Raw genomic sequence first — 22,161 nt, forward strand, 5'->3', positions numbered from 1 at the left:
TTGCTGACTAAACACAATCGCTTTAAGCGACAGATGTCGCTCTCCCCCGCCCCATCCTTCACAAAGATGGTCTACAGTGAAGGTGACTCAAAAACCAAGGAGAGGATTATGGCGACGTTTATCGTCTACAGAGCTGTCAAGGAAGGTGCCGAGATTGATTCACAGCCCGAATGGTGGGTGGTTGATACGCGTGAGACAAGTGATAGAGATGGCGAGCTCGTTAGGCACCGCTGTGCAACGAAGCCTGAGGCTGATCGAGAAGTGCGCCAGCTCAATGAGCAATATGACGCGACTTGAGCTTCGCTGGATAAATGCCTAATAATAACGGAGGAGGCCGCGCTGGCCTCCATTCCGCTTATTGGATTGAACTGATTATCCGTACCCGTTAGTCCTTAACCGAGACGGTACGCAGGTCATCAACGGCCACGCCTTCTGGCAAATCCGAGACATCTGCAGGCAGCCACACCGGAGAAAAGTCACTGTCTTCTCTGCCATCGTCAAAATGATGGCCAGGAATTCGATAAACGACTCGGTTGTGGTGATGGTCCCACGCAAATACACGATCCATATGCTTATCCTGGTAAATGAACACAACGGTTATGACCTCTAGTTTCAGCGTGACGTTCCATGGGCGATGATCGATAACCGTGACCCGATGTTGTCGGGTCGTTTTTGCTTGATGAACTTTGCTAAATAAGTAATGGGTGATCGCTTGAAAGAACCTCATGATGGTAAAGACCCGCAAGAGGCTCTACGCGCTAGGCTCAACAAAAGCTTACAGGAACGCAGGGCATCTGCAGTACGCAGGAGAATAGGCGCCAGAGCAACCCGGCAGCAGTTCCTGGAAGCGACACGCAATGTGGGCGTGATCGTAGTGGCCACTTGCTTCACCGCGGGCTGGGTAGTCACTAATCCCAGCTTAAATACCGATAATGTTTGGATGGGCGTGGGACTGGGTATACTCTTGATCTTTGTCGGGTCGTTCGGCTATGGTTATGTGGAGCGGGACAAAACCTCAGATGAGGAAAGTAAGCCATGAATGAACTTATTCTTGCCAGCATGTTGATGAGCCTTGCGGTAGTATCAGGCGGTATGGTCTGGAGTCAGCACCGCGAGCACCACGGTAAAAAATCACTTACCGAGAGCGCATTTTCCTGGATTGCCAAGCGCTTCGCTTAAGCTACAGCTTAGAAATAACAAAGGGTCGCTACTAGCGGCCCTTTTTGTTTATTCCATAGACGCTTAAACACTCCATTCTCGACTTCCGCGCCAAACAAAGAACATGCGCACTTATTACTCTAAGAGACCTAAATGCCTGTAATCCAGCGACTGCTTCGCGTCCTCAAAGCATCAACTCTTCAAATCTCATGGACATTTCTTCTGCTAGTAGTCCTCGCACACATGGGCACTACCTGGGCGTTTTTTTCCATGGTCGGCGAAACAATGGCCGGCTCCATTACCGATTGGGTTTATTTTTATGTGGTGGTTGCCAGCACCGTCGGTTTCGGTGATTTCAGCCCCGAAACAATGGCCGGCAAATGGATCACCACGCTCTATCTCATTCCAGGCGGCATTTCGCTGTTTGCAGCGTTGATTGGTAAAGCCACTGTCACACTTTCAGTTTTTTGGAGACTGCAAATGCAAGGAAAAGGCGATTTTAGCCACCTAACCGGCCATACCCTCGTTATCGGCTGGCACGGCGAAACCACAGAACGCATCTTGGATATTCTTAAAGCCGACAAAAGTTTACCTGACGAAATAGTGCTTTGCGTTACCAAAGAGATGAGCAATCCACGCCCAGCCGATCTGAAGTTTATTAAAGGCGAGAGTTTTTCCAATGCTGATCTTCTCAAGCGGGCAGGGGTTGAGAACGCCAGCCGTATTATTATTTATGACACAAGCGATGATCGGGTGGCCACTGTCGCACTGAGTGCCTACAGTCTAAAAGGAAAAGGTGCCCATATTGTCGCCCACTGCGCAAATCCTGACACCGCAGCGATGCTACGTCGCACCTTACCCGGTATCGAATGCACCCAAGCGCTGGCACTTGAAATGCTGGTACGCTCCGCTTCAGATGCCGGTATTTCACGAGTGGTTAATGAGCTACTTGCCGTCGATCGCGGTGCTACGCAGTATCAAACGAAGATAAGTAACCCGCCTACTGGTGTCACTTTTGGCGACCTTTTTATACAAGCGAAAAAGATCTGCAACGCAACCGTTTTAGGGCTCGCTAGCGGCCAGGACGATAGCGAAGGCAACATGCTCAACCCTGCAACAGACCGTCCACTACAAGATGGCGATATCGTCTACTACATGGCCAATACACGGCTTTCGGAGCAACAAATGGGGGAGTTACTCGGTGAGCCCCGCTAGCAAGCCCCCCTCGCCCCGCCTAACGCGTCTAGCTGTCAGCTATCTTGATTTGGGTATGGGGCTTGCTTCAGTAGCGTTGCGAGATGAACACAGTTACGAGCAAGTCCCGCCGTTGCGGTTTGAACGACCTCTGGCGTCTGCTTCAAATCTTTGAAATCGGTTGACTGCATTGCTTCGCCTACCCAGTAGGTAGAAGCATTCGCTGGAATTGTGAAACCGACATCGTTCAAGCCCTGGAACAGCTCGGCGATAATATGATGCGCGCCATCTTCATTGCCCACCACCACGACGCCCGCAACACAACCGTATGAGACAAGCCGCCCCTGGTCGTCTGTCTCATCCAGGAAAGCATCAAGCCGCTCTAGAACGCGCTGGCAAACACTGGAGTGATGCCCCAACCAAACCGGGCTACCCAAGATGAATATATCGGCGTCTAGGATTCGCTGACGAAGTTGAGGCCAATCATCTCCCTCACCTTCATCAGAAGTTACACCAGGCTTGATGTTAAAATCGACTGCGCGGATTTGCTCGCCGGTGACACCGTGTCGCTCAAGCTCTGTTAGCGTCTCCGCTATAAGCCGCTCGCAAGAGGACTCGGCGGGTGAAGGTGTCAGGGTGCAGTTAATTGCGAATGCCGTGAGTGTCATGTGTTACCTCCATGTGGATGATATTTCCATAACTAACTCTATTGGACGCGCTTGCCATGCGACGGCCTACATGTAATCAGAGTCCGCGGCTCCTTTGAGCCAAGCGGCGGTTACTTTTTCTTGCGCATGAAAGGAAAAACCTTTGCCATCGTATCAGCCAATACTTGATCAAGCGGTTTGTGATCCAAGCTAATAGCCGCCCTTGCAGCTGTGTAAGTCCCCTTATATTCCTGGGCAATCTCACTATCCGTCATACTATCCGGTAGCTGCTCTTTGGCTCGGATAGCATCGATGACCTCCTTATCCATATGGCCTCTCCTTTAAACCAAGCGTGCTATCTAGCCTAGTACAGAACAGCGCTAGGTGATGGCGTGAAAAGGTTAACAAATTTTAGAGTTTAACATTGCCCCCTAACTGCCCACTCTAACGGGGATTAATGACAGGGCTTAAAGACAGGATTATTAGAGAGCGGCTCAAACGTCTTAAATCAACAGCAAAAGCGAAGAATAGAGAGCCGCGCCTAAAACGAAAGGCCATAGCCGACTCTGCCTTTCTTCAGGAAGTTCTTCTTTGAGTACATTAAGTACCACTCCACCCGCCAAGAAGGCGAATAGCATGCTTGTCGCCGCCTCCTCCACTTCGACCCACAGCCCAACACCCCAGCCAGCGAGTACCGCTAGGGCCAAAACCCAACGGCCCTTATGTAGGTAAACCTCACGATGACGAACCACTAATCCATAATCGTTGACGAGGAAGTGGAAGGCCATGGCCAGGGAGTATAAGACCAGCTCATGTAACGACGATTCTCGGTAGACTAATAAGTAGCCGATCAGAGCGTTATAAAGTGCAAATATTCCAATATGAAGCCAAAACATGTACCTGCCAGACCGGGGGTGGGGTCCTCTATCTGGGGAACCAGCGCACGCCTTATTCTGTGAAACCCAGTGCTCAAGTCCATAGAATAGAACCAAACCCACTAGGGCTAACAAATAAGCGTGGTGCTCCAGAAAAGCCACGGCACCGTGCCCACTAATGGCTTGCTGTGCTTCTTCAAGTTCGGGAAAGACATGTACGAACACATACGAAACGGATATACCACCGGCAAAGGAGAGCCAGGCACTACGAGGCCACGCTTGAAGAAAGCGAATTTTTCCTGCAGCGAGATGGACAATAACCAGCCCCACGACGGAAAGTACCTGGAACCACATTAGTAATCCTTATATAACAAGAGTAATACTCTCCTTTAACCAGGGCTCTCCATATTCCTATTCTGAAGCACCCGCATCATGTTCAGCGGCGTCTTCTTCACCTTCTTCAACCATTTCCTGTGCTTCTTCCTCTTCCTCCTCTGACGCTTCGGGCTTTTCCTGGTCTTTGCGCCCAACGGCAAGTGTCGTAACGATGCCGAAGTGGTCGGAGCCAATCACTTTGACACGTTCAAGATCAACCAGATGAAGCCCATCAGAGACGAACAGATGGTCGATTGGGTAGCGCCAAAACGGGTACGCCGAATGGTAAGTACTCAGCAATCGTCGGCCACGACGTGGGTCTTTTAGATCGCTCAAATCGGCAAATAGCCGCGTGGTATGCGACCAGCCCACATCGTTAAAATCACCGGTTACGATCCAGCGATTATCCGGGTCTTCTTGCACATGCTCGGCTATCAGCATAAGTTCCGCATCGCGTTCACGGCTGTCCCGTCTTGCCTCGGCATCCTCGCTCTCGATATCTTCTTCAAGGCCGGGAGGTACAGGATGAGCGCCAACAAACCGCACGGGCCCTATGCCTGGTACATCAAGGGTGGCGAAAACCGAAGGCCTGCGCTCTGAGACCAAGTGTTCAACCTGCTCTTCCAGAAGCGGATAACGCGACCAAAGCACTAGCCCCTGACCTTCGTCACGCACCTCTCCCACCCGATAATCGTAATAGTCGTCCAGCGGTGCCAACCCTTCTTCCCACGCGCTATCAACTTCAATCAACAGCAAGAGATCTGGATCCTCAAGCCGCACCATATCTATCAATTCGGCATAGTGATCGTTTTTGAAGGTAATATTCGCGGTCAGCACTTTTAATGTTGTCCGATCATCATTGGACCGCATCTCCGCCGACGGAACCTCGGTGGGCCAAACGGGGGTAAAGGGCAAGATGTGGTAAAGGTGCCACCCAGCAATGACCAGGATAACGGCTACCCAGACGGCATGCTCTTTTTGTGGACGCTTGAGCCACGCATGGATAGCTAACAGAAGAAGCGGAAACACCAACGCGGCGGTTAACTGCAAACGAGGGAAATCCCACAGCCTGACCCACCACTCACCACTGGGTAACAAAGGTAGAAGGCATACCACCACCATCAAAAGAACCAGCACTCGGCTGGCCCACAAAAGAAGCTTTAAAAGCATGAAACCTCTCAAACGCAGCAACGGCGACCGAAGGGGTCTCGGTCGTACTTAGCCAGGTTGCCGCAAATATTTTACGATTTATGCATTCCACTTTAGTGAATGCTCCATACACTTATGATGGGGCTTGCTTAATGATAGGCCGCTAACCTCGCATAAATGTAGTCTAATGCGTAGTAATTAATAAGAAAAAATCGTGAATTCCACAACCTGAGTGATGATCACTGACCTGCATAGATTTGGTAAGCTAATCGCCTTAGCAAATCGCTTCAATGCCGATTTTACAAGCAGGCAGCTATCGACCGCGGTGAGACAGGCCAACCCGCGTCTGAAGTATCGTTTCTCTCAACACTGTTGGCCATAGCCGTGCACATAGGAAGGCTGCCTTTCGGCCTAAGCGATAAGTGAGCACGCTCGCCAGTAGCTCCGCATTGCGGACTGGTCGCGTTAGATCGGTGTAGGCCAAGCGTTGATACATATTGGAATCGCCACCTGAGGCGTGAACGCGGGCTGCAAGGGAGGCCGTGTGCAGAGCAATCGCAATGCCATCACCAGCAAACGACGGGATAACCGCTGCTTGATCCCCCAGCGGGAACAGGCCTGGCTGCGAGTCACCGGGGGAGCGGAGATAACCATAAGGAACACCGGAAACTGCCAAGGGCTCACGCCAGCAAGGCGTTAAACTGGCAAGGCGCTGCTTCATATGGGATGACGTATTACTCAACCAATCAAGCAAACCAGGCCAATGGCTGCCACACGTCTTGTAGATATCCTGCCTAACTAAAAAACTAAGATTAACACCACCCTTCTCTATCGGCTCCAAGCCGGCGTAACCCCCTTCAAATAAATGAACCTCAACCGTTTCCTGCCATTGGTCCTGCTGCATTGCGCTGAGGCTAAAGTGCATTTTAAAACCAATGAAATCATGGTGGCGAGTGGCGCTGACCCGGCGCTTCCAATCACGCAGTTCATGCTTGCCAGTGGCCAGAAACACCGCTTTTGCTGAAATCGCTGAGCGGGTGCTATGTCGGTTTCTGGTAAGCAGCCTCCACCCATCGCCAGTGTGCGTTAAATGCCTGACTGTCGTGCCACGTTCAACGGCTGCTCCCGCAGTTTTAGCCTGCTCAAGCAGAGCGTTATCCAATCGGTATCGGGATAAACTCCACGCGGTAAAAGGCAATTCGAAGCTAAGCTCACTCTCGCCATTGTAAAACCGAGCGTAGCGAATGGGTTCGGCCCCTAATGCCGCTAAATCTATTCCTAGGTCTTCAAGGTAGTGAGCGGCTTCAAAGCTAATGAACTCGCCGCACACTTTGTGGTGCGGGGCCGGTTTACGTTCCAGTACACGTGCCGGAATACCGTGCCTAGATAGCTCAATTGCCACCGCCGACCCCGCTGGGCCGCCGCCTATAATGACTGCTTCTTCATTCATCAACAGCGAGCTTCTTTTTGGCAAGAAACACAGATACGAAACGGAAAAAACCACTTTACACGCACATGCTTATCAAGCCCCGCTTGGCTGATCAGGCGTTGCCAGTCAGCCACGGTTAAGGCACGTGCTACCGAGACGGCGGCGTCATGACGAATCAATCGGTTACGGCTAAACAGGGCAGTCGCTGATTTAATAAAATAATAGGGAACAGGGTGCCGATGTAGATCATTGATAAACCAGCCTTTCCGCGCGCGATGGTTCATCCAGCGCATAAATTCGACAATCTGCTTATCGGTAAGATGGTGCGTAAATAACGACGATATAATCAGATCAATGGATTGGTCTGGCTCGAACTCAAACACATCCGAGGTTTGATAACAGATTGCTGAGGAAGACGGCCATGATTCAGCAGATTTTTTAGCCCAGGGGTTTAGATCAACACCGACCATACGGTAACCGCTTGCAGCCGCTGTTCGTTCAGGCCACTCCTTGGCGATCTGTCGCAACATATCACCACCTCCGCTGGCTACATCCAATACAAAGAGCCGTTCACTGTTTTCGACCCAAGGACGAAGCCATTGCAAGGTAGGACGATACGCTAACGTTAGATGATTGATACGCTCAAGACCGATGAGGCAATCGTGGAATTCTTCGAAGGAGATATCTTCTTCATCCATAAGCTCCTTCTCATCGCTGCGCTGACTGAAATCCGGCATGACTGCCTTATCCCTTAAGGTCAAAAAGCATGCTTTCGACCGTTAGCCCAGGCCCAAAGGCCATGGCGAGGCCTGGGCCCGGCTTCTTGGGGTTGTTCATCATTGCCTGAAGCACAAACATGATAGTGGCCGACGACATATTGCCAAACTTTCTAAGCACCTCCCGCGATGCCATCAGTTGATTCTCCTCAAGCTCTGCCCCTGCTTTTACAGCATCTAATACCGTGCGCCCACCGGGGTGAATAGCCCAGTGCGCGATATCACTGCGTTGATAACCATCCAGCAGCTTAGTCATCATCAGCGGTAAGTGGCTGGCGATAACGCCAGGTACCTTCCCTGATAACTGCATATCGAAGCCTTGGTTGCCAATACGCCAGGTGATTAATGCTTCCGTTTCCGGTAGCACATCAGTGTTGAAACCCTGTATTTCAAGACCAGCCGGCTCTGCCGTCACGATGCTTGCGGCACAACCATCGGAAAAAATGGCGAACGACAAAATCTCTTCGAGCGTTCCCGTGGGTTTAAGATGCAAGGTGCAGAGCTCAAGATTGAGTACCAGCACTTTAGCGTCTGGCTCCGAGCGAACAATGTGTCGAGCTAACTTAAGCGCATTAATCGCAGCGTAACAGCCCATGAAGCCGACATTGGTGCGTTCGACACTCCCTGGCAGCCCATAATGGTGAATCAATTGATGATCCAGTCCCGGCGCATAAAACCCAGTGCAGGTAGTCGTCACCAAGTGGGTGGTGCTAGAGAGGTCAAGTTGACCCAGTGCGCGCTTCGCCAAGGTGAAAGCGAAGCGTTCGTAAAACTGCATGCGCGCCTGAGTGTCAGGAAAAGCTTCATTTTTATAGAAGCCTCCTAGGTCCAATTTATCTTCATCTAAATGGGGTTCCAGGAACGAGTATCGGTGCTCTATCTGCGCCCTTTCCGCCATGCGCTGAAACACTTTTACCGAACGTTTATCCGGCAGCAGGCGCGGACAGTATTCGATAAATTTGCTATGTATATCAAAGTCCGGAACAGCAGTGGCAATGCGATTGATAAATACTGAAGTCATTTCACCGCTCCTTGATTACCTCAGGCTTATCCGCTGTGTCAGTGATTCAGAATGACCTGCTCGGTAAGATCCAGTCCATTTTGCATTTTGCACATCAACCCAAGTCTTGCTGGGGAATTAGGGATGCTACTGACCAAGGCAGCCCTAACAACATCGCCCTATCAAGATAGTTCTATCAACGTAGCCCTGGGACATTTAAAAGGAAGTTACACTCTCACTATTTAGCATATTGATAATATATAGGAAAAAAAGTTAAATGAATCTTATGCAGTTTCTGCCACTAAATGCAGATAAAGCGGATCGAACTCCCCCGCTTCCTTGAGTTTTTGCCAATCAGGTACGGTTATCTGGTTTTTATTATTACTAATTAACCCATCAGTACGAAGCGCCTGGAGTACTCTATTCATGTGAATATGCGTCATACCTGTCGCATCTGCTAACTCGGTCTGGGTAATGGGCATATCAAAGGTTGATTCCGTAGCCAACCCTACCGCTTCAAGTCGAACCAACAGCTCACAGATAAGATGGGCAATTCGGTTATAGGCAGGCCGTTGCCCGTTATTCAAAAGCCACTCGCGTGTGATAGAAGCGCTCATCAATGTCTCACGCCAAAGAGCGACAGAAAGACGCGGGTAGAGCTCACAGAGGCTATGTAAATCATCGTGCTCAATAAAGCCAAGTATGCAGGGCGTGATTGAGGCAACATTTATATCCAGAAAAGGTAAATGTAAGCTTTGTAGATCAGGAATGTCGCCGGGTATATAAAGGGATATTATTTGGCGCTTGCCTTCAGAGGTCAGCTTATAAGCGCATGTAAATCCTTCAATAACTAGACAGCATTGCGTAGGATGATCGCCAACTTTCAATACATTTTGATCTGAATGAAGGGTAATTGTCTTTATTGATAAATTCTGTATTGCTTGCTTCTCTTCATCATTAAGAAGCAAAACGTTTTCCAACTTACGGATAATAAGAAGGTTAGGCGTGAGGAGTCGGGTTTCCATAGAGGTCTCCATAATTTGCAGATATGAAGCCGGATGCAACATTTTGACTGCTCGTCAATAGACAATGAAAAATAGCTTTTATCATGCGCTCCGTGAGTACAAATTGATAGCGACAATAATTAATTGGCTTGCCTAAGTACGCCGTTCCAACATGAGCATTGAGTTAAGCCAGCCCTGAGACTGGCAATCCTGGTTCGCTTACAGCTTCGGCTGAGAAAAGCCTAGCTCCAAAGGCAGATGACGCTGCTTTACTCTTCTCGGAAGGCCCTGCTGAACTGATCGGTAATAGGCTTAACAAAATACGTCAGTGCGGTGCGCTCTTCGGTCGTGATAAAGACTTCGACCGGCATACCAGGCAGCAGCGTGGTAACGCCTAGCTTCTCAAGCTCTTCTTCAGAAACGTCAACATCGCCCAGGTAGTAGATCTCGCCAGTCACATCATCGCGTGACGTCGCAGGGGAAACATAGACGATCTCGCCTTTAAGCTCCGGCGTCGTTCTCTGGTTGAAGGCAGTGAAACGGAGTCTGACCGGCTGGCCGACCCAGACTTGGTCGATGGTTATCGGCGCAAGTTTCACCTCGACCTTCAGTTTGGCGTCCTCCGGAACGATGGTGACAAGCTCTTCGGCCGGCGTGATCACGCCTCCTACCGTGTGGATGTTCAGCTCATTAACGGTTCCAGAAATCGGAGCGCGAATATCCGTTCGCGCCAGCCGATCCTCGATGGCGATGCGCCGGTCACGCAGCTCCGAAAACTCCGCTTCCACGGCACTTAATTCGCGCTGCGCCTCGGTACGGGCGTTCTCGTCGATCGCAATAATCTGGAGGCGAATTTCGCTCATGCGGGTTCTCGCTCTGGCGATGGATGCGTGGATCTCACCGCGTTCACCCGAAATGCGTGCTCTGTCACGGGCCATCGGCACGAGGAGGGTTCGTGCAATCAGCCCTCTGTCAGCGAGACCTTTATTTCCTGAGTATTCGGTCTCGACGAGACGGAATTCCTCGTCTTTCGATTGCCGCTGCGCTTCCAGCCCCTTTATCTCCTCTTCGATTTGCTCGATGCTGAGTTCGAGCTGCTGCTGCTTACTTTGGCGACTTGTGCGATTGCCGTCGAAGAGGCGTGTTTCGCCGAGGAAAACATCCGGAGAGTCGTTTGCATCCAAATCGGTCGGGAACTCGATTGCCGCAAGCCCATCCCGCTCTGCCAAAAGCCGCGCTCTCCTGATGGCCAATTCCACGAGTTTAGAACGCACGATTGAAAGCTCCGCCTTTGTCTGTGTGTCTTCGAGCCGCAGCAGCACATCTCCCGCTCGAACAAAGTCCCCTTCCCTAATGGCAATCTCGCCGACGATGCCGCCGTCACGATGCTGTATCGACTTAAGATTCTGATCCACCGTCACGGATCCTTGCGCGATGACGGCCCCACTGAGTTGAGCGCTCGCGGCCCAGCCGCCGGCTCCCAACAGCAGAAACAGGGCGAGAGCCGTGCCCACGAACACTCGCGGGCCGAGCCGAAAAGCGTTTTCTGGATTCGGTAAGCGCTTGGCTTTTTCCTCTAAAAGAGGCGTGCCGGAAGGATCATATGTGCTCATTGTGTGCTCCTAAGATAGCCATTCGAGACCATCGTCACGCTCTGTTGACCACGAAAGCTTGTGTCTTCCGTGCAGCGTGACGGTTGTCGCCCACATCTCATCGTCCTCAAAGTCGGTCTCGATCACGGTCCACTCGTTTCCATCGTCCCGATCGTGCCGATAGCGTATTGGCGAATCGTCATCGTCGTTATCGCGGTAGATGTGTTCGAAACGGTCTTCCGGCTCGTCATCGGCCTTCCAGAAAATCTCGTATTCAGAGATCCGGATACGGTCTCCAACCCCAAAGTCCATGATCACGTGCGAAACGGCGTTAGGTTGAACCCCACCGGCGCTGGCGAACGCAAAGACGTCATCACCCGTGCCGCCCGTGAGCGCGACCGATTCACTGCCGAGAATGAAGTGATCGGCTTCTCGGCCTCCAAGCACTTTCTCGAAACCGGTGATAGCGTCATGGCCGATTTCTACGCCGCTGGCGACACCGTTCATAAGATCCACCACGAGACGTTCCGTCGCGTGGCTGTAGTCGAGGGTGTCCGTGCCCGCGCCGCCGTCGTACACGTCATCGTCCGCGTCGAGCGATGCCACAATCCGATCGTTTCCCATGCCGCCGAACACCTTGTCGCTTCCTGCTCCATCGCTAATCACGTCGTTACCCTCGCCCCCGAGCAGCAAATCGTCGCCGTCTCCACCGCTCAGGTGATCCCCACCGGTGTTCCCGAAGATCACGTCATCGCCGTCACCGCCGAATAGCCTGTCGTCGCCTGCACCACCGAAAAGATGGTCGTTTCCCGCGCCGCCGAAAATAATGTCATTGCCATCGCCGCCGAACACCACGTCATCACCGTCTCCCGCAACAATGTGGTCGTCGCCTGCTCCTCCATTAATAACGTCGTTGCCGGCCCGTCCATCAATGTTGTCATCGCCGCCTGCGCCGTCGATCTCATCGGCACACAGGCTGCCCAGAAACATGTCGTCTACCACGCTTCCTACGATAACGGGCTGTTCGACAACGGAAAAGTGGGCGACGGCTTCGATCGTAAGGTCGCCGTCAGTGATCTCATAGCGGAGGGTCACCGGCCCCGGTTGCCCGCTGCCGCTCTGGAACACCCAACCGCCGTCCACTTCTGTAAGCTCGCCGGAGGACACAGCCAGGTTTTGAACCGAGAGGACGTCGCCATCGGGGTCCTCTGCCTTGCTCAGCAGATCGCCCAGGGCGATGGCGAGCGCCGCACAGGGTGCCACGTCCAGCAGATAAACGGGGCCTGACACGCGAGGAGCACGGTTGCCCGTCGGTGAGACCTCGTCATCGTCGTCCTCATTTACGGGGTCGAGTGGGTCGCCATCCTTGGAACTATCGGTATCAGTCGGTCTCTCGCTATCCGTAGAACTATCGTTATCCGTGGCATCCTCGCTAACCGCAGAACCATCGCCGTCCGTGGGATCATTGCCTTCAACGAGCGGATTGTCGTTCGGTGGTGAAGGGAAACGATGACCGGCGGGGTTAGCAATGTCGATAGGCGATATGCTGGGGCTGATGCCCATTCGATCCACCCTCTCAGCGACTGCATTGCCGCTTGCAGGTCTGACTACTGCGGGTGCGCCTTCGCTTTCGCCCTGATAGCGTAGGGGCGATGACCCGGGAGCATCGGCGACCGGCGGCCTTGTAGAGCCGGGAGGTTCGGGATCGGGCATATCAGGGACTGTTTGCGGGGAGGCGATGTCGTCAACCATGCCCTCTTGGCTTTCGCCCTCCGCCGCACCGGCGGCTGGCTCTTCCGGCTGCGATTGGGGTTCACTCTCCCGGCCCCAGGAGAAGATCGAGCCCAGGTAAGCAGCGATCCCCATGAGTAAGCCGACGATCAAGCGAGGCGTCCCAGAGACCTCGTCCCCGCTTTTCAGAACGTAGCGCTGAGAGGTATCAGTTTCGGGTAAGGCGTTCTTGGTGCCTTTGACGTTAATCATGATCCGACGGACGCCTCCTTAATCGGCGGCTTGGCAGAATGCACCGCTCGCACGTTGGACTTGCCAATGACTTCGTCCTTCGGTCCGAAGGCGGCCAACCGGCCGTTCTGAATCACCGCCACAAGATCAACGGCAGCCAGAGCGCTTGGCCGGTGAGCCGCCACAACGGCGATGCCGCCACGCTGCTTAACGCCTTGAATGGCCGCTGTCAGCGCTGCTTCGCCTTCGGCGTCGAGGTTGGAATTGGGCTCGTCCAGCACCACGATGAAGGGGTTGCCGAACAGTGCGCGGGCGAGTCCAATCCGCTGCCGCTGGCCGCCTGATAGAGAGGTACCCAGCGAGCCGAGCTGCGTTCGATAGCCGTTGGGCAAGCGCACGATCATCTCATGGACGCTTGCGGCCATCGCCGCCTCCACCACCGCACGGGAATCCGGTGTTTCCTGAAACCGCGAAATGTTCTCTTCGATCGTGCCATTAAGCAGCGCGACCTCTTGAGGCAGATAGCCGATGAATTGACCGAGAGCTTCGTCGTGCCATTGCGAGAGCTCTGCTTCGTCAAGCCGCACGCTTCCTCGCAGCACGGGCCAGATGCCTGTCAACGCGCGCAGCAACGTGGTCTTGCCGCCACCGCTAGGACCGATGATCCCAATCGCCTGACCGGCCTTGAGTTCGAAGCTCAGCTCGCTGAGCAGAACTTGTCCGGAATCGGGGGCTGCGACGGTAATGTTCTCGACCTTAAGGGATGAACTCGGGCTGGGCAGCTCCATCGGCTCGTCCGTCTCCGCCAGCGCCATGACGGTTTCCTTCAGCCGTGCAAACGCGGTTCGCGCACCGACGACGTTCTTCCAGTTGCCGATCGCAAGATCGATGGGGGCGAGTGCCCGCGCGGAGGCAATGGATGCGGCGATGATCGCGCCAGCGCTGAGCTCTCCCTGAATAGTGAGCAGCGCTCCAAGGCCAAGAACCGCCGACTGCAGGACCATCCGCAGGACCCGAGAGATCGCGCCGAAGGTGCCGCTGACATCGTTGGTTCGTGTCTGCAACTCCAGATGATCATCGTTCGCCCGATTGAAGCGCGCCACCGCACGCCCGGCAAAACCCATCGCCTTGAGGATCTCCGCATTGCGAGCATTGGAATCAGCGATGGTGTTGCGGGTGACGGCAGCCTGCTGCATGGCACTGCTCAGCTTGGATGTCTTCAACTCCGTGATAATCGCGAGCATAGCCAGGATGAATCCGCCGAGGAAAACCAGCGCGCCAAGGTAGGGGTGCAGGATGTAGACAAACAAGAGAAAAAGCGGCATCCAGGGAAGGTCCAGCAGCGCCACAGGGCCCTGGCTTCCCAGAAAGCCGCGCACCGTATCCACGTCGCGACCACGCTCCAGTGATTCAGCGGTCGAAAACCCGAAGCGCGGCATGTCGATAGCGACCCGATGGGCCAACGGCGCGACTCTTCTGTCGAGGAGCGCGCCGATACGAACAAGAATTTGAGAGCGGATGGTGTCGAACATCCCCTGAAAGCAATACAGGCCGAGCGCCAGCACGGAAATGGCGACCAGCGTCGAAATACTCCCGCTGGTCAGCGCCCGGTCGTAAATTTGTAGCATGTAGAAGGCACCGGTCAGGGCGAGGATATTGATGATCCCCGACATGCCGAACAGGAAGAAAAAGATACCTCGGAAACCTTTGGTCAGCTGTTCTGCGCTCTTGCGCTTCGCCGACGTACTGGCGTCTTTTTTGCGCATGTGAACTCCCCTTGCACCCTACGTGAACGGGCGTTCCCTGCAGACGGGTACGCCCGCAGGGTTCGTTATTGTTATCGTTGTCGTTCGTTATAGGTTGAAGTCGCTCACTCCCAGCTCATGCCGACCCTTGATGCTGATGGAGAAATCGGCATCGTCATCTCCGGTCGTGTTGCCCTGAACGACGGTGTAGTCTTCGCCGTCGTGCGTTTGATGGCTGAACATAAGCTGGCCCGCGCCGGTGAAAGCCTCCGTCACTAATGTGAAGCTCTGGTTTCCCGTTGCACAGCCATTCGCGTCCACACCGCTGAGATCGATACGGTCGCCCGGCTGAAATCCCATGATGGTATCGCCGTCCGCATCCGCTGCAGATAGGAAGCGGAACGTGTCATTGCCCGCCCCGCCGTCCATCACGTTGGCCGCGCGGCTCGCCGTGATCGTGTCGTCTCCCGAGCCCGTGACGATGTTCTCGACACTCCACAGCACATCATGGCCAGTCTCAGCGCTCGAGACGCTGCCGCGCCCCATGAAGCCGGTGCCAAGATCTGCCGTGATCGCTGCTGTGATCGCTGACATGTCCAGCGTGTCACTGCCGCCGCCGCCCACCATGTCGTCGCCGTAGTAGGTGTCGTCGCCGTCATCGGCTTCGGCCACGAACAGATCATCACCGTCGCCGCCAAAGACCGTGTCATCGCCAGCCCCGGCATTGATGAAGTCGTTCCCGTCTTCGCCAAGAATGCGGTCGTCGCCGTCATCGCCGTAGAGCATGTCCGCGCCGTCGCCGCCGAGGATGTCGTCGTCGCCGTCATGGCCGAAGACGACGTCTCGACCGCCCAAGCCCATGATGGTCTCGCCGTCTGCCGTTCCGACCAGCGCATCAGCGCCTTCGCTGCCAGCCATCGCTGCTACCGGGATAGGGGCGACGATATCCTCCTCATCATCCTCGAGCTCTGACTCGTCGTCGGATTCGTCATCCTCCTCGGTATCGTCGTCACCGCCGCTATCGCTTTCTCCGGGCTGCTGCGACTCAGTGGGGATCTCGAAGCTGACGGAGTTCTCGCCGTCGCCCACCTGGGCCTCGCCTGCTTCGTTGGCCTCGACTGGTTGGTCGGCAAGCATCGTGCCGTCGGCAAGTTCGACGACATCCTGCTCCCTGAGTGCACCCACGACCGTATCGTGGCCGCCCATGGTTTTGAACACCACCCGATGTGCGGAACTCAGTGCCGAGATATCCAAGACATCGTCGTCTTCCGAGCCCATCACGTGGATGGTGCTCATCGCCAGGCTGGTTCCAGTGAAGTCGCCGGCAATCGTAAACGTATCGCCGCCTCCCTGGCCATCGATGACGATTTCCTCGATGTTGGCGAGTTCCGCCATCACCACACCGTTCCGAACGATGACGATCTCCGTTCCCGCGTCGAGGTCGGTAAAGCCCTGCGCCACCGCATTGGTCCGGTCGAGGATCGCGAAAGATTCGGCTTCACCGGCGCTGCCGCGGATTTCTGCGGTATCGACTTGGTTGCCGCCATCAAGGATGTCGCGCCCGCCATCGGCCTCGGTGATCAGCAGGTCATCACCGGCGCTACCGAACAGGACGTCATCGCCCTCGCCGCCGTTCAGAACGTCGTTGCCACCACCGCCGTTGAGGTCGTCATTACCGGCGCCACCTTCGAGCGTGTCGTTGCCAGCTTGACCGAAGAGAATATCGTTCCCCTCTCTGCCGTCGAGAAAGTCGTCTCCGGCACCACCGCGAAGGTCGTCCGCTCCGGCGCCGCCCAGTAGCGTATCGTCGCCATTCCCGCCGTTGAGGAAATCATCCCCTTCGCCGCCATCGAGAGTGTCGTTACCGTCGGCCCCGATTAGGCGATCATCGCCAGCACCGCCAAAGGCAAGGTCGTCGCCACCAGCCGCGAGCAGGTTGTCGTTACCGGCGAGGCCGATCAGGATGTCGTCCCCTTCGGTGCCCTCGAGGCGCGTCGCGCCAACGTCGTTTCCGCTGGTGCCGGTAATAACCCGCAGGTCGCTATCCCCAAAGGAAAGCACTTCGATGTTGCTGACGAGGTCGGTGCCGTCCGAGAGACGGTTCTTCCCGCTTACTGGATCCACCGCTGCATCATCCACATCGACATGCGCCACCGTGAGCCGGCCGGTGTCTTCGTCCACCGCGATCTCGTAGGCGTCGCGATCGCCCCAATAGACGGCTGTATCGATACCGGACTCGTCCTCGAGGATCTCGCGGACGATCTGCAATTGCCCGGGGTTGATCCGGCCTTCGACCATCCAGGCCGACAGCGGACGGGTGACCGCCGTGCCGTTGATGGTGAGTGTCACCGGCCCGTCCATGCTGTCGACCGTAGCGATCTCATCGCCAGTTCCATCGCGGTTCGTCATGATAGCGATGCGCACGTTGAGCCATGCGTCGCCGTCGATGACATCGTCGCCGCCACGTCCCTCGATCGTATCGCTGCCACCACCGCCCAGCAGGATGTTGCCGCCGGTAAACACCGACTTCTCAGCACCGGAGCCATCAGCCCAGTATTCCGCGTTGCGCATCATATCGGGGGTAATTAGCTGGTCGAGGCCGTCGATGCGGTCGATGCCTGCCTGATCGAGCTCGTTGTGCATGAAGTTACCTTCAGGCGTCGGGTCAGCGATGAGCGGTGTGACTGCATCCTCTTCGTCACTCCTATCGTCGCCGCGCAGGATGTCGTCATACACCCAACCCGACATCGCCTCTACCTGGCTGAAACGGTCTCGCAGCACTTCCAGCGGCAGGGTGGTGAAGACCTCCACGTTCATGTCGGCGTCAGCCGCCACGCTTTGACCTTTGTGGATGACCCAGTCGTGACCCCACATGCCGATGAATTTCTGGATGCCTTCTCCCGCCACCATGATGTCGTCGCCCGAGTCGGCATCGTAGTCCGTGTCGCCATTCCCGCCGTTGAGGACATCGTGGCCGATCACCGTGGAGTTGAAGAAGAGTTCACCGTTGTCGCCAGCGATGTACTCGAAGCGACTCTTACCCTCGATCCAGTCGTGGCCCTCGTTGCCGAAGAGTATGTCGGGACCGTCGCCGCCGAGGAGGAAGTCGTCCCCCATACCAGCGCGGATCTCGGATCCGTCCGGGCCGGTGATCAGGAAGTCCTTGCCACGGCCACCGAAGATCAGCGCCGCGCCGCTGCCGCCATGAATGACGTCGTTGCCCTCGTCTCCCTTGAGCATGTCGACTTCGCCGATATCGGTCCCGGCGTTGGTGATAATATCGTCACCCTCTCCACCGTTGATCTTGTCGACGCCGTACCCGGCTTCAATCCGGTCGTCACCCGCGCCGCCCCAGACGGTGTCGTCGCCACCGCCAGCGACGATTCGGTCGGCGCCGTCCGTACCTTGGATGACAATGTGGTCGTCGCCGTTATAGCGCAGGTAGGCGCCGTCACCTTGCGCATCGGGCGCCCCGCGCTCGACCAGCTGAGAGGCGGATTGGAGGAAAGGATCCACATGTTGAGGATCGTCCACCTCGGTCATCTGCATCTGCTTGGCGTAATCGACATAGAGAATGTGATCCGGTGTCGAGAAGATATCGCCCGGGATCGCAAAGCCGGTTTCCCCGAGGTCGGTATTTGCCAAAGCCATCTTGGCCAGGGAGTTGTTTTCCAGCTCCGTCAGCAGGTTCAGCCCCTGGGTCCGTGACAGGTAGTAGAACCGGTCGGCGTCCTGCAGGTTCTCGAGCTGCATTTCAAAGACGAAGGCGAAGGTAGAGCCGAGCATGCCGCCAAAGGGCATTTTCTTCTCAGCGAGGCCGCCCATCCACAGGTCGATGTCGTTCACGCCCGTCTGCTCGGCCGGCGCATTTAGCCAATCGAGGCGCGCCTCCCGCTCAGCCGCACTTTCGTTCGGGGCACCGAGAACGAGATCGGTGGCCGCCGCACGCTTGCCAGCGATGGTATCTTCTGAAGTGACCGACGCGTGCGTGCCGTAGGCCGCTATAAAGTTGATGACCGAGGCGGGGTTCTTCATGTTCTCGGCGAAATCGGCCCAGCTGGTGTATGGCTTGAGCTGCGAGTCGCCATCCGCCATCTCCATAAACTGCGCCCGGGCCTCGTTGAGGGTAGGCATGCCGGTGTCCCGACCGCGCGCAATGTTGATCGCGGGAAGGTCAAGCGGAATACCGAGGAGCTGGTTGCGCAGCGTGTTGGTGACGAACTCGTCGATCTCGTTGCCGGTCTGTGCTGACATACCGCGCAGAATCGCGCCCGCCGCTTGGTCATGGCTCACGGTGTCCGAACCGAAGGCCAATGGATTCAGGAAGGCGTCGAACAGGCTCATGTCATCACGACTGCCATCCGCATTGATGCGGTCGACCGTCTCGTTGAGCATTGAGTGTCCAAACCGGTAGACCACGTGCGCAAACTCGGAAAAAATGACCGGGTTCAGTTCGGCGTCGGGCTGGACTATGAAGACGTCAATATCCGGCTGGATCTTGCGCGCGAACTCCTCGAAGACCAGGTGCTGGTACTCCATTTCGGTCGTGAAGCGCGCTGCCTGGAAAATTCTCTCGCCGTCCCACGATAGCGCCTCAATCTCAGCCGCGCTGGGCCAGGAGGCGAGGTCGGGGCCGGTCAGCCACTGGTTCAGGAAGTCGAGATCCCCGCTCTCAAGCACCACCTCCTTCACCTGCTCCGCAATGCGATTGTGCTCGGAGTGGAAGATGTGGTGGATCGAGGTCAGACCAATGTTCTCGTTCCCGCGGCCGTCGCCGTTGATATAGTGCGCGTCTAGCAGCTCGTTGTCATAGGCGGTCTGAGTGCCGCGGGGGCCGAAGTCGCCGCTGTAACCAGTCTCGGAATCATCGTCCGCTTGCAGTTCGCCGCCCGCAAGCACAGGGACGGCGGCATGGGCGATGTCGTCTAGGAATGCTGTGCCGGTGCGTGCCGCACCGACCACTGACGGGTCGATTGGTGCCGCCAAATTCCCCTCGGTCAGGATAGGGTTACCCGCGCCGTCGAAGCCGGTGATCAGTTTGGGGAGCCCATTCTCGCCGCGGATAAACTCGCCGTAGGGATCGACCGCCACCAGCGGAACGGCGCCCACATCCTTGTCGGTAAGCTCAATACCCAGAAGCGTGCGCGCCTGGGCCTTGATGTCAGCCCAGGTCGGCAGGCCGCGGGCGCCGTCGAGCAGGTTACCTGTCGCCACGGGCTGGCCATCAACCATCGCGTATTCGCGCAAAAAGACCTGGTGCGACGGATGCGAGGTGTAGGTCTGGTTCTGGTCCACCCACGGCGTGGTGACATTGCCCGCTGAATCGTCAGTGGCAGCGCGCGTCATCACCATAAAGTTGGTGGGGCTATTAGGGTTGTACAGCGGATCGTCCGGCGACAGCGGCATGTAGACCGTACCGTTGCCCCCTTTTGCCACCAGGTCGAGCCCGTGGTCGAAGAACTGGCCGAACAACGTGAAGACAGAATTGTAGGAGGCCGAGAGTCCCTCGTCCGGGGCCACGTTCGGCAGCATGACCGTTACGCCATCCATCTCGATTCCGTAAGAGGCTAGCAGCGTATCGAGCTCCTCCTTCTGCGCCGCGTAGATGGGCGTTTCTTCGAGACCGGCATCGTTGAGCGCCCGCACGAGGTCGTGCTGGGCGCGGATCTCGCCCATCGCGTCGAGCATCGGCTGGCCGTTCATTCCGGCATGCTGGAGTGCCGTCGCGATCACCGCCGGATTGTCCAGGGTTTGATCGACGATCAGGTTAGAGATCAGGCGCGGCTCGGCATCGACCACGTCACCCACTACGCCGTAATCGTTGTTGGTGGGATAGCCGAAGCCTTCTGGAAAGGCACCACTCCCCTGCCCCAACGATCCCTCAGCAATGGGGCCGAAGAGTTCGCCCGCAGAACCCCACTGCTCGCGGCCGATCCCGAAGTTGTTGTAGCTGCCATCAACAGTGCGCAGGCCCGTGGGCAGAAGCGGACTATCGACAAGCTCCTCAAGCGGCGTTCCCGCGGAATGCGCCTCTGCAATTTTGATCTGATCCAGAATGAACTGAAGATCATGTTGGTTCAGTTTGACAGCCATGTTCCCTCCCAGGCCCCATCGGGCACTGCTACTTATTTTTTTAAACTGTCGTCACACCTCGACCGACACCTCAGCTAAGGTAACTTTCCTCATACCTCTCGCTTACACAAGATTACATTCAGAAATATATTTTCACCTCCTCAAAATCTTCATTAGTTAGCTTTGGAAAGTTAATTAATAAGGATTAAGTTACTCATCCAAAAAGAGGTAGATTTAGCGGTGAGAGAAAGCATTAAAGTCATCAGAAATTGAGGCTTTAGCTTGGCCAGAAAACTCTAATTTGATAATGAAGCCTATGCCGTAGCAGATGGGCAGCCCATTACAACGACGGTTAGGTGTTGAACGGTATCTGCTTGAACCTTTGCTTTGACGATAAGTGGCGGGATCTTGCAGAGTGTTAATTCCTTGGCGGGGGCGGCCTAAAACCGCTTAGGTAATGGCGAGATGACGGCACGAGGGATAGTTTGCTACCGGTCGAGTATGAACGGCGTTATTTTAAGAACCTAACATGCGTTTAGAGTAGCAGGGAGATTAATTTGCCTGGGCGCTCTGATATACCCACTCCATGGATGAACTATTAAACTTCACTTATTAGCATTGACGAATATTGCTCATTACGGTCGAGGCTGTGTTAAAACCTAAAAATCAGTTGGCGATTACAGCGTTCAGCCGTATTGGCACGACTATCGGCTAGCAATACGCTTCAGAGTGCCTTCCTTTATTATTTCCACATCTGAAGTTGTTCGAGATAAAGCCTAAAAAATACCTTCTATAGAGCGTCACCGACTTCTACTAAGTCCGGTAGAGCCAGGATCAGCTGCCCTATGCTCGCATTGCCTGGATTAAACTCTTGGAACCGAGGATATTCATGACGCGTTTTATGTTGCAGGCAAGCACATGAAAGCTCATTTCCATACTGCCGTTCTTAACTTAAGCCCTTTGATTAAAAAGTGCGTCGCTCCTATCCACACTTTTAACGTGCCAAAGGGATGCTCGACCGTCTGACAACGGAGGCGCATTATACCCTTCGCCTGATCCAATCGAGCTTTTACCGCCTCCAGAACCTTTTCGTGTTCCCAGCGCTTGATACGCCGATAGATACCTGCAGTACATTACGGCTTCATTGAGCAATCCGGACAGGCCGAACTCCAATAGCAATTGG

Annotated in this window: 17 protein-coding genes and 1 pseudogene; 4 read left to right on the forward strand and 14 right to left on the reverse strand. The window is 55.1% G+C overall.

Annotation, left to right across the window (positions count from 1 at the left end):
- Positions 1 to 108: 108 nt before the first annotated feature.
- The gene (locus Q3Y66_RS09735) at positions 109 to 297 is read left to right on the forward strand and encodes a hypothetical protein (protein ID WP_008957928.1); all 189 of its coding nucleotides are present in this window, start codon (positions 109 to 111) and stop codon (positions 295 to 297) included.
- Between the two features lie 88 nt (positions 298 to 385).
- Here the strand turns inward: Q3Y66_RS09735 and Q3Y66_RS09740 are convergent, their stop codons facing one another.
- A complete protein-coding gene (locus Q3Y66_RS09740; protein ID WP_008957927.1) occupies positions 386 to 568 on the reverse strand; it encodes a hypothetical protein in 183 nt (60 codons plus the stop codon).
- A 144-nt stretch (positions 569 to 712) separates the two neighbouring features.
- Between Q3Y66_RS09740 and Q3Y66_RS09745 the strand changes: the two genes are divergently transcribed.
- The 3 genes from Q3Y66_RS09745 to Q3Y66_RS09755 all read left to right on the forward strand — a co-directional run bounded on the left by Q3Y66_RS09745 (position 713) and on the right by Q3Y66_RS09755 (position 2,373).
- Entirely contained in the window at positions 713 to 1,039 is a 327-nt protein-coding gene (locus tag Q3Y66_RS09745; RefSeq protein WP_139041550.1) for a hypothetical protein, read from the forward strand.
- A complete protein-coding gene (locus Q3Y66_RS09750; protein WP_008957925.1) occupies positions 1,036 to 1,179 on the forward strand; it encodes a hypothetical protein in 144 nt (47 codons plus the stop codon). Before Q3Y66_RS09745 ends, Q3Y66_RS09750 begins: the two co-directional genes overlap by 4 nt.
- 222 nt (positions 1,180 to 1,401) lie before the next feature.
- Positions 1,402 to 2,373 (forward strand): potassium channel family protein, encoded by a 972-nt coding sequence (locus tag Q3Y66_RS09755; RefSeq protein ID WP_008957924.1) that lies wholly within the window; start codon positions 1,402 to 1,404, stop codon positions 2,371 to 2,373.
- A 35-nt stretch (positions 2,374 to 2,408) separates the two neighbouring features.
- On the opposite strand, the gene Q3Y66_RS09760 is transcribed toward Q3Y66_RS09755, so the two are convergent.
- The 13 genes and pseudogenes from Q3Y66_RS09760 to Q3Y66_RS09820 form a co-directional block, all read right to left on the reverse strand.
- Positions 2,409 to 3,020, reverse strand: a complete 612-nt coding sequence (locus tag Q3Y66_RS09760; RefSeq protein WP_008957923.1) for a flavodoxin family protein — start codon at positions 3,018 to 3,020, stop codon at positions 2,409 to 2,411.
- A gap of 110 nt (positions 3,021 to 3,130) precedes the next feature.
- Positions 3,131 to 3,328, reverse strand: a complete 198-nt coding sequence (locus Q3Y66_RS09765) for a hypothetical protein (RefSeq protein ID WP_008957922.1) — start codon at positions 3,326 to 3,328, stop codon at positions 3,131 to 3,133.
- A 174-nt stretch (positions 3,329 to 3,502) separates the two neighbouring features.
- Positions 3,503 to 4,228 carry a hypothetical protein gene (locus Q3Y66_RS09770; protein ID WP_008957921.1) on the reverse strand — a complete coding sequence of 242 codons (726 nt, stop codon included), beginning with the start codon at positions 4,226 to 4,228 and terminating at the stop codon, positions 3,503 to 3,505.
- A 57-nt stretch (positions 4,229 to 4,285) separates the two neighbouring features.
- Positions 4,286 to 5,419 (reverse strand): endonuclease/exonuclease/phosphatase family protein, encoded by a 1,134-nt coding sequence (locus Q3Y66_RS09775; protein ID WP_008957920.1) that lies wholly within the window; start codon positions 5,417 to 5,419, stop codon positions 4,286 to 4,288.
- Positions 5,420 to 5,711: 292 nt separating this feature from the next.
- Entirely contained in the window at positions 5,712 to 6,848 is a 1,137-nt protein-coding gene (locus tag Q3Y66_RS09780; RefSeq protein ID WP_008957919.1) for an NAD(P)/FAD-dependent oxidoreductase, read from the reverse strand.
- On the reverse strand, positions 6,848 to 7,564 hold the full coding sequence (locus tag Q3Y66_RS09785; RefSeq protein ID WP_008957918.1) for a methyltransferase domain-containing protein: 717 nt from the start codon (positions 7,562 to 7,564) through the stop codon (positions 6,848 to 6,850). Before Q3Y66_RS09785 ends, Q3Y66_RS09780 begins: the two co-directional genes overlap by 1 nt.
- Positions 7,565 to 7,571: 7 nt before the next feature.
- Complete coding sequence (locus Q3Y66_RS09790) at positions 7,572 to 8,624, reverse strand: type III polyketide synthase (protein WP_008957917.1); 1,053 nt, start codon at positions 8,622 to 8,624, stop codon at positions 7,572 to 7,574.
- Between the two features lie 263 nt (positions 8,625 to 8,887).
- Positions 8,888 to 9,628: a Crp/Fnr family transcriptional regulator gene (locus tag Q3Y66_RS09795; protein ID WP_008957916.1), complete on the reverse strand. Its 741-nt coding sequence runs from the start codon at positions 9,626 to 9,628 to the stop codon at positions 8,888 to 8,890.
- A 248-nt stretch (positions 9,629 to 9,876) separates the two neighbouring features.
- Positions 9,877 to 11,220 carry an HlyD family type I secretion periplasmic adaptor subunit gene (locus Q3Y66_RS09800; protein ID WP_008957915.1) on the reverse strand — a complete coding sequence of 448 codons (1,344 nt, stop codon included), beginning with the start codon at positions 11,218 to 11,220 and terminating at the stop codon, positions 9,877 to 9,879.
- Positions 11,221 to 11,229: 9 nt separating this feature from the next.
- Positions 11,230 to 13,182 carry a calcium-binding protein gene (locus Q3Y66_RS09805; protein WP_008957914.1) on the reverse strand — a complete coding sequence of 651 codons (1,953 nt, stop codon included), beginning with the start codon at positions 13,180 to 13,182 and terminating at the stop codon, positions 11,230 to 11,232.
- On the reverse strand, positions 13,179 to 14,927 hold the full coding sequence (locus Q3Y66_RS09810) for a type I secretion system permease/ATPase (protein ID WP_008957913.1): 1,749 nt from the start codon (positions 14,925 to 14,927) through the stop codon (positions 13,179 to 13,181). The genes Q3Y66_RS09805 and Q3Y66_RS09810 overlap by 4 nt, the downstream gene beginning before the upstream one ends.
- 87 nt (positions 14,928 to 15,014) lie before the next feature.
- Positions 15,015 to 20,999 (reverse strand): peroxidase family protein, encoded by a 5,985-nt coding sequence (locus Q3Y66_RS09815; protein WP_008957912.1) that lies wholly within the window; start codon positions 20,997 to 20,999, stop codon positions 15,015 to 15,017.
- 822 nt (positions 21,000 to 21,821) lie between these two features.
- Positions 21,822 to 22,159, reverse strand: a pseudogene (locus Q3Y66_RS09820) (transposase); the annotation flags it as partial.
- Positions 22,160 to 22,161: the final 2 nt, after the last annotated feature.

The organism is Halomonas sp. HAL1 (assembly GCF_030544485.1).
Lineage (GTDB): Bacteria > Pseudomonadota > Gammaproteobacteria > Pseudomonadales > Halomonadaceae > Vreelandella > Vreelandella arctica.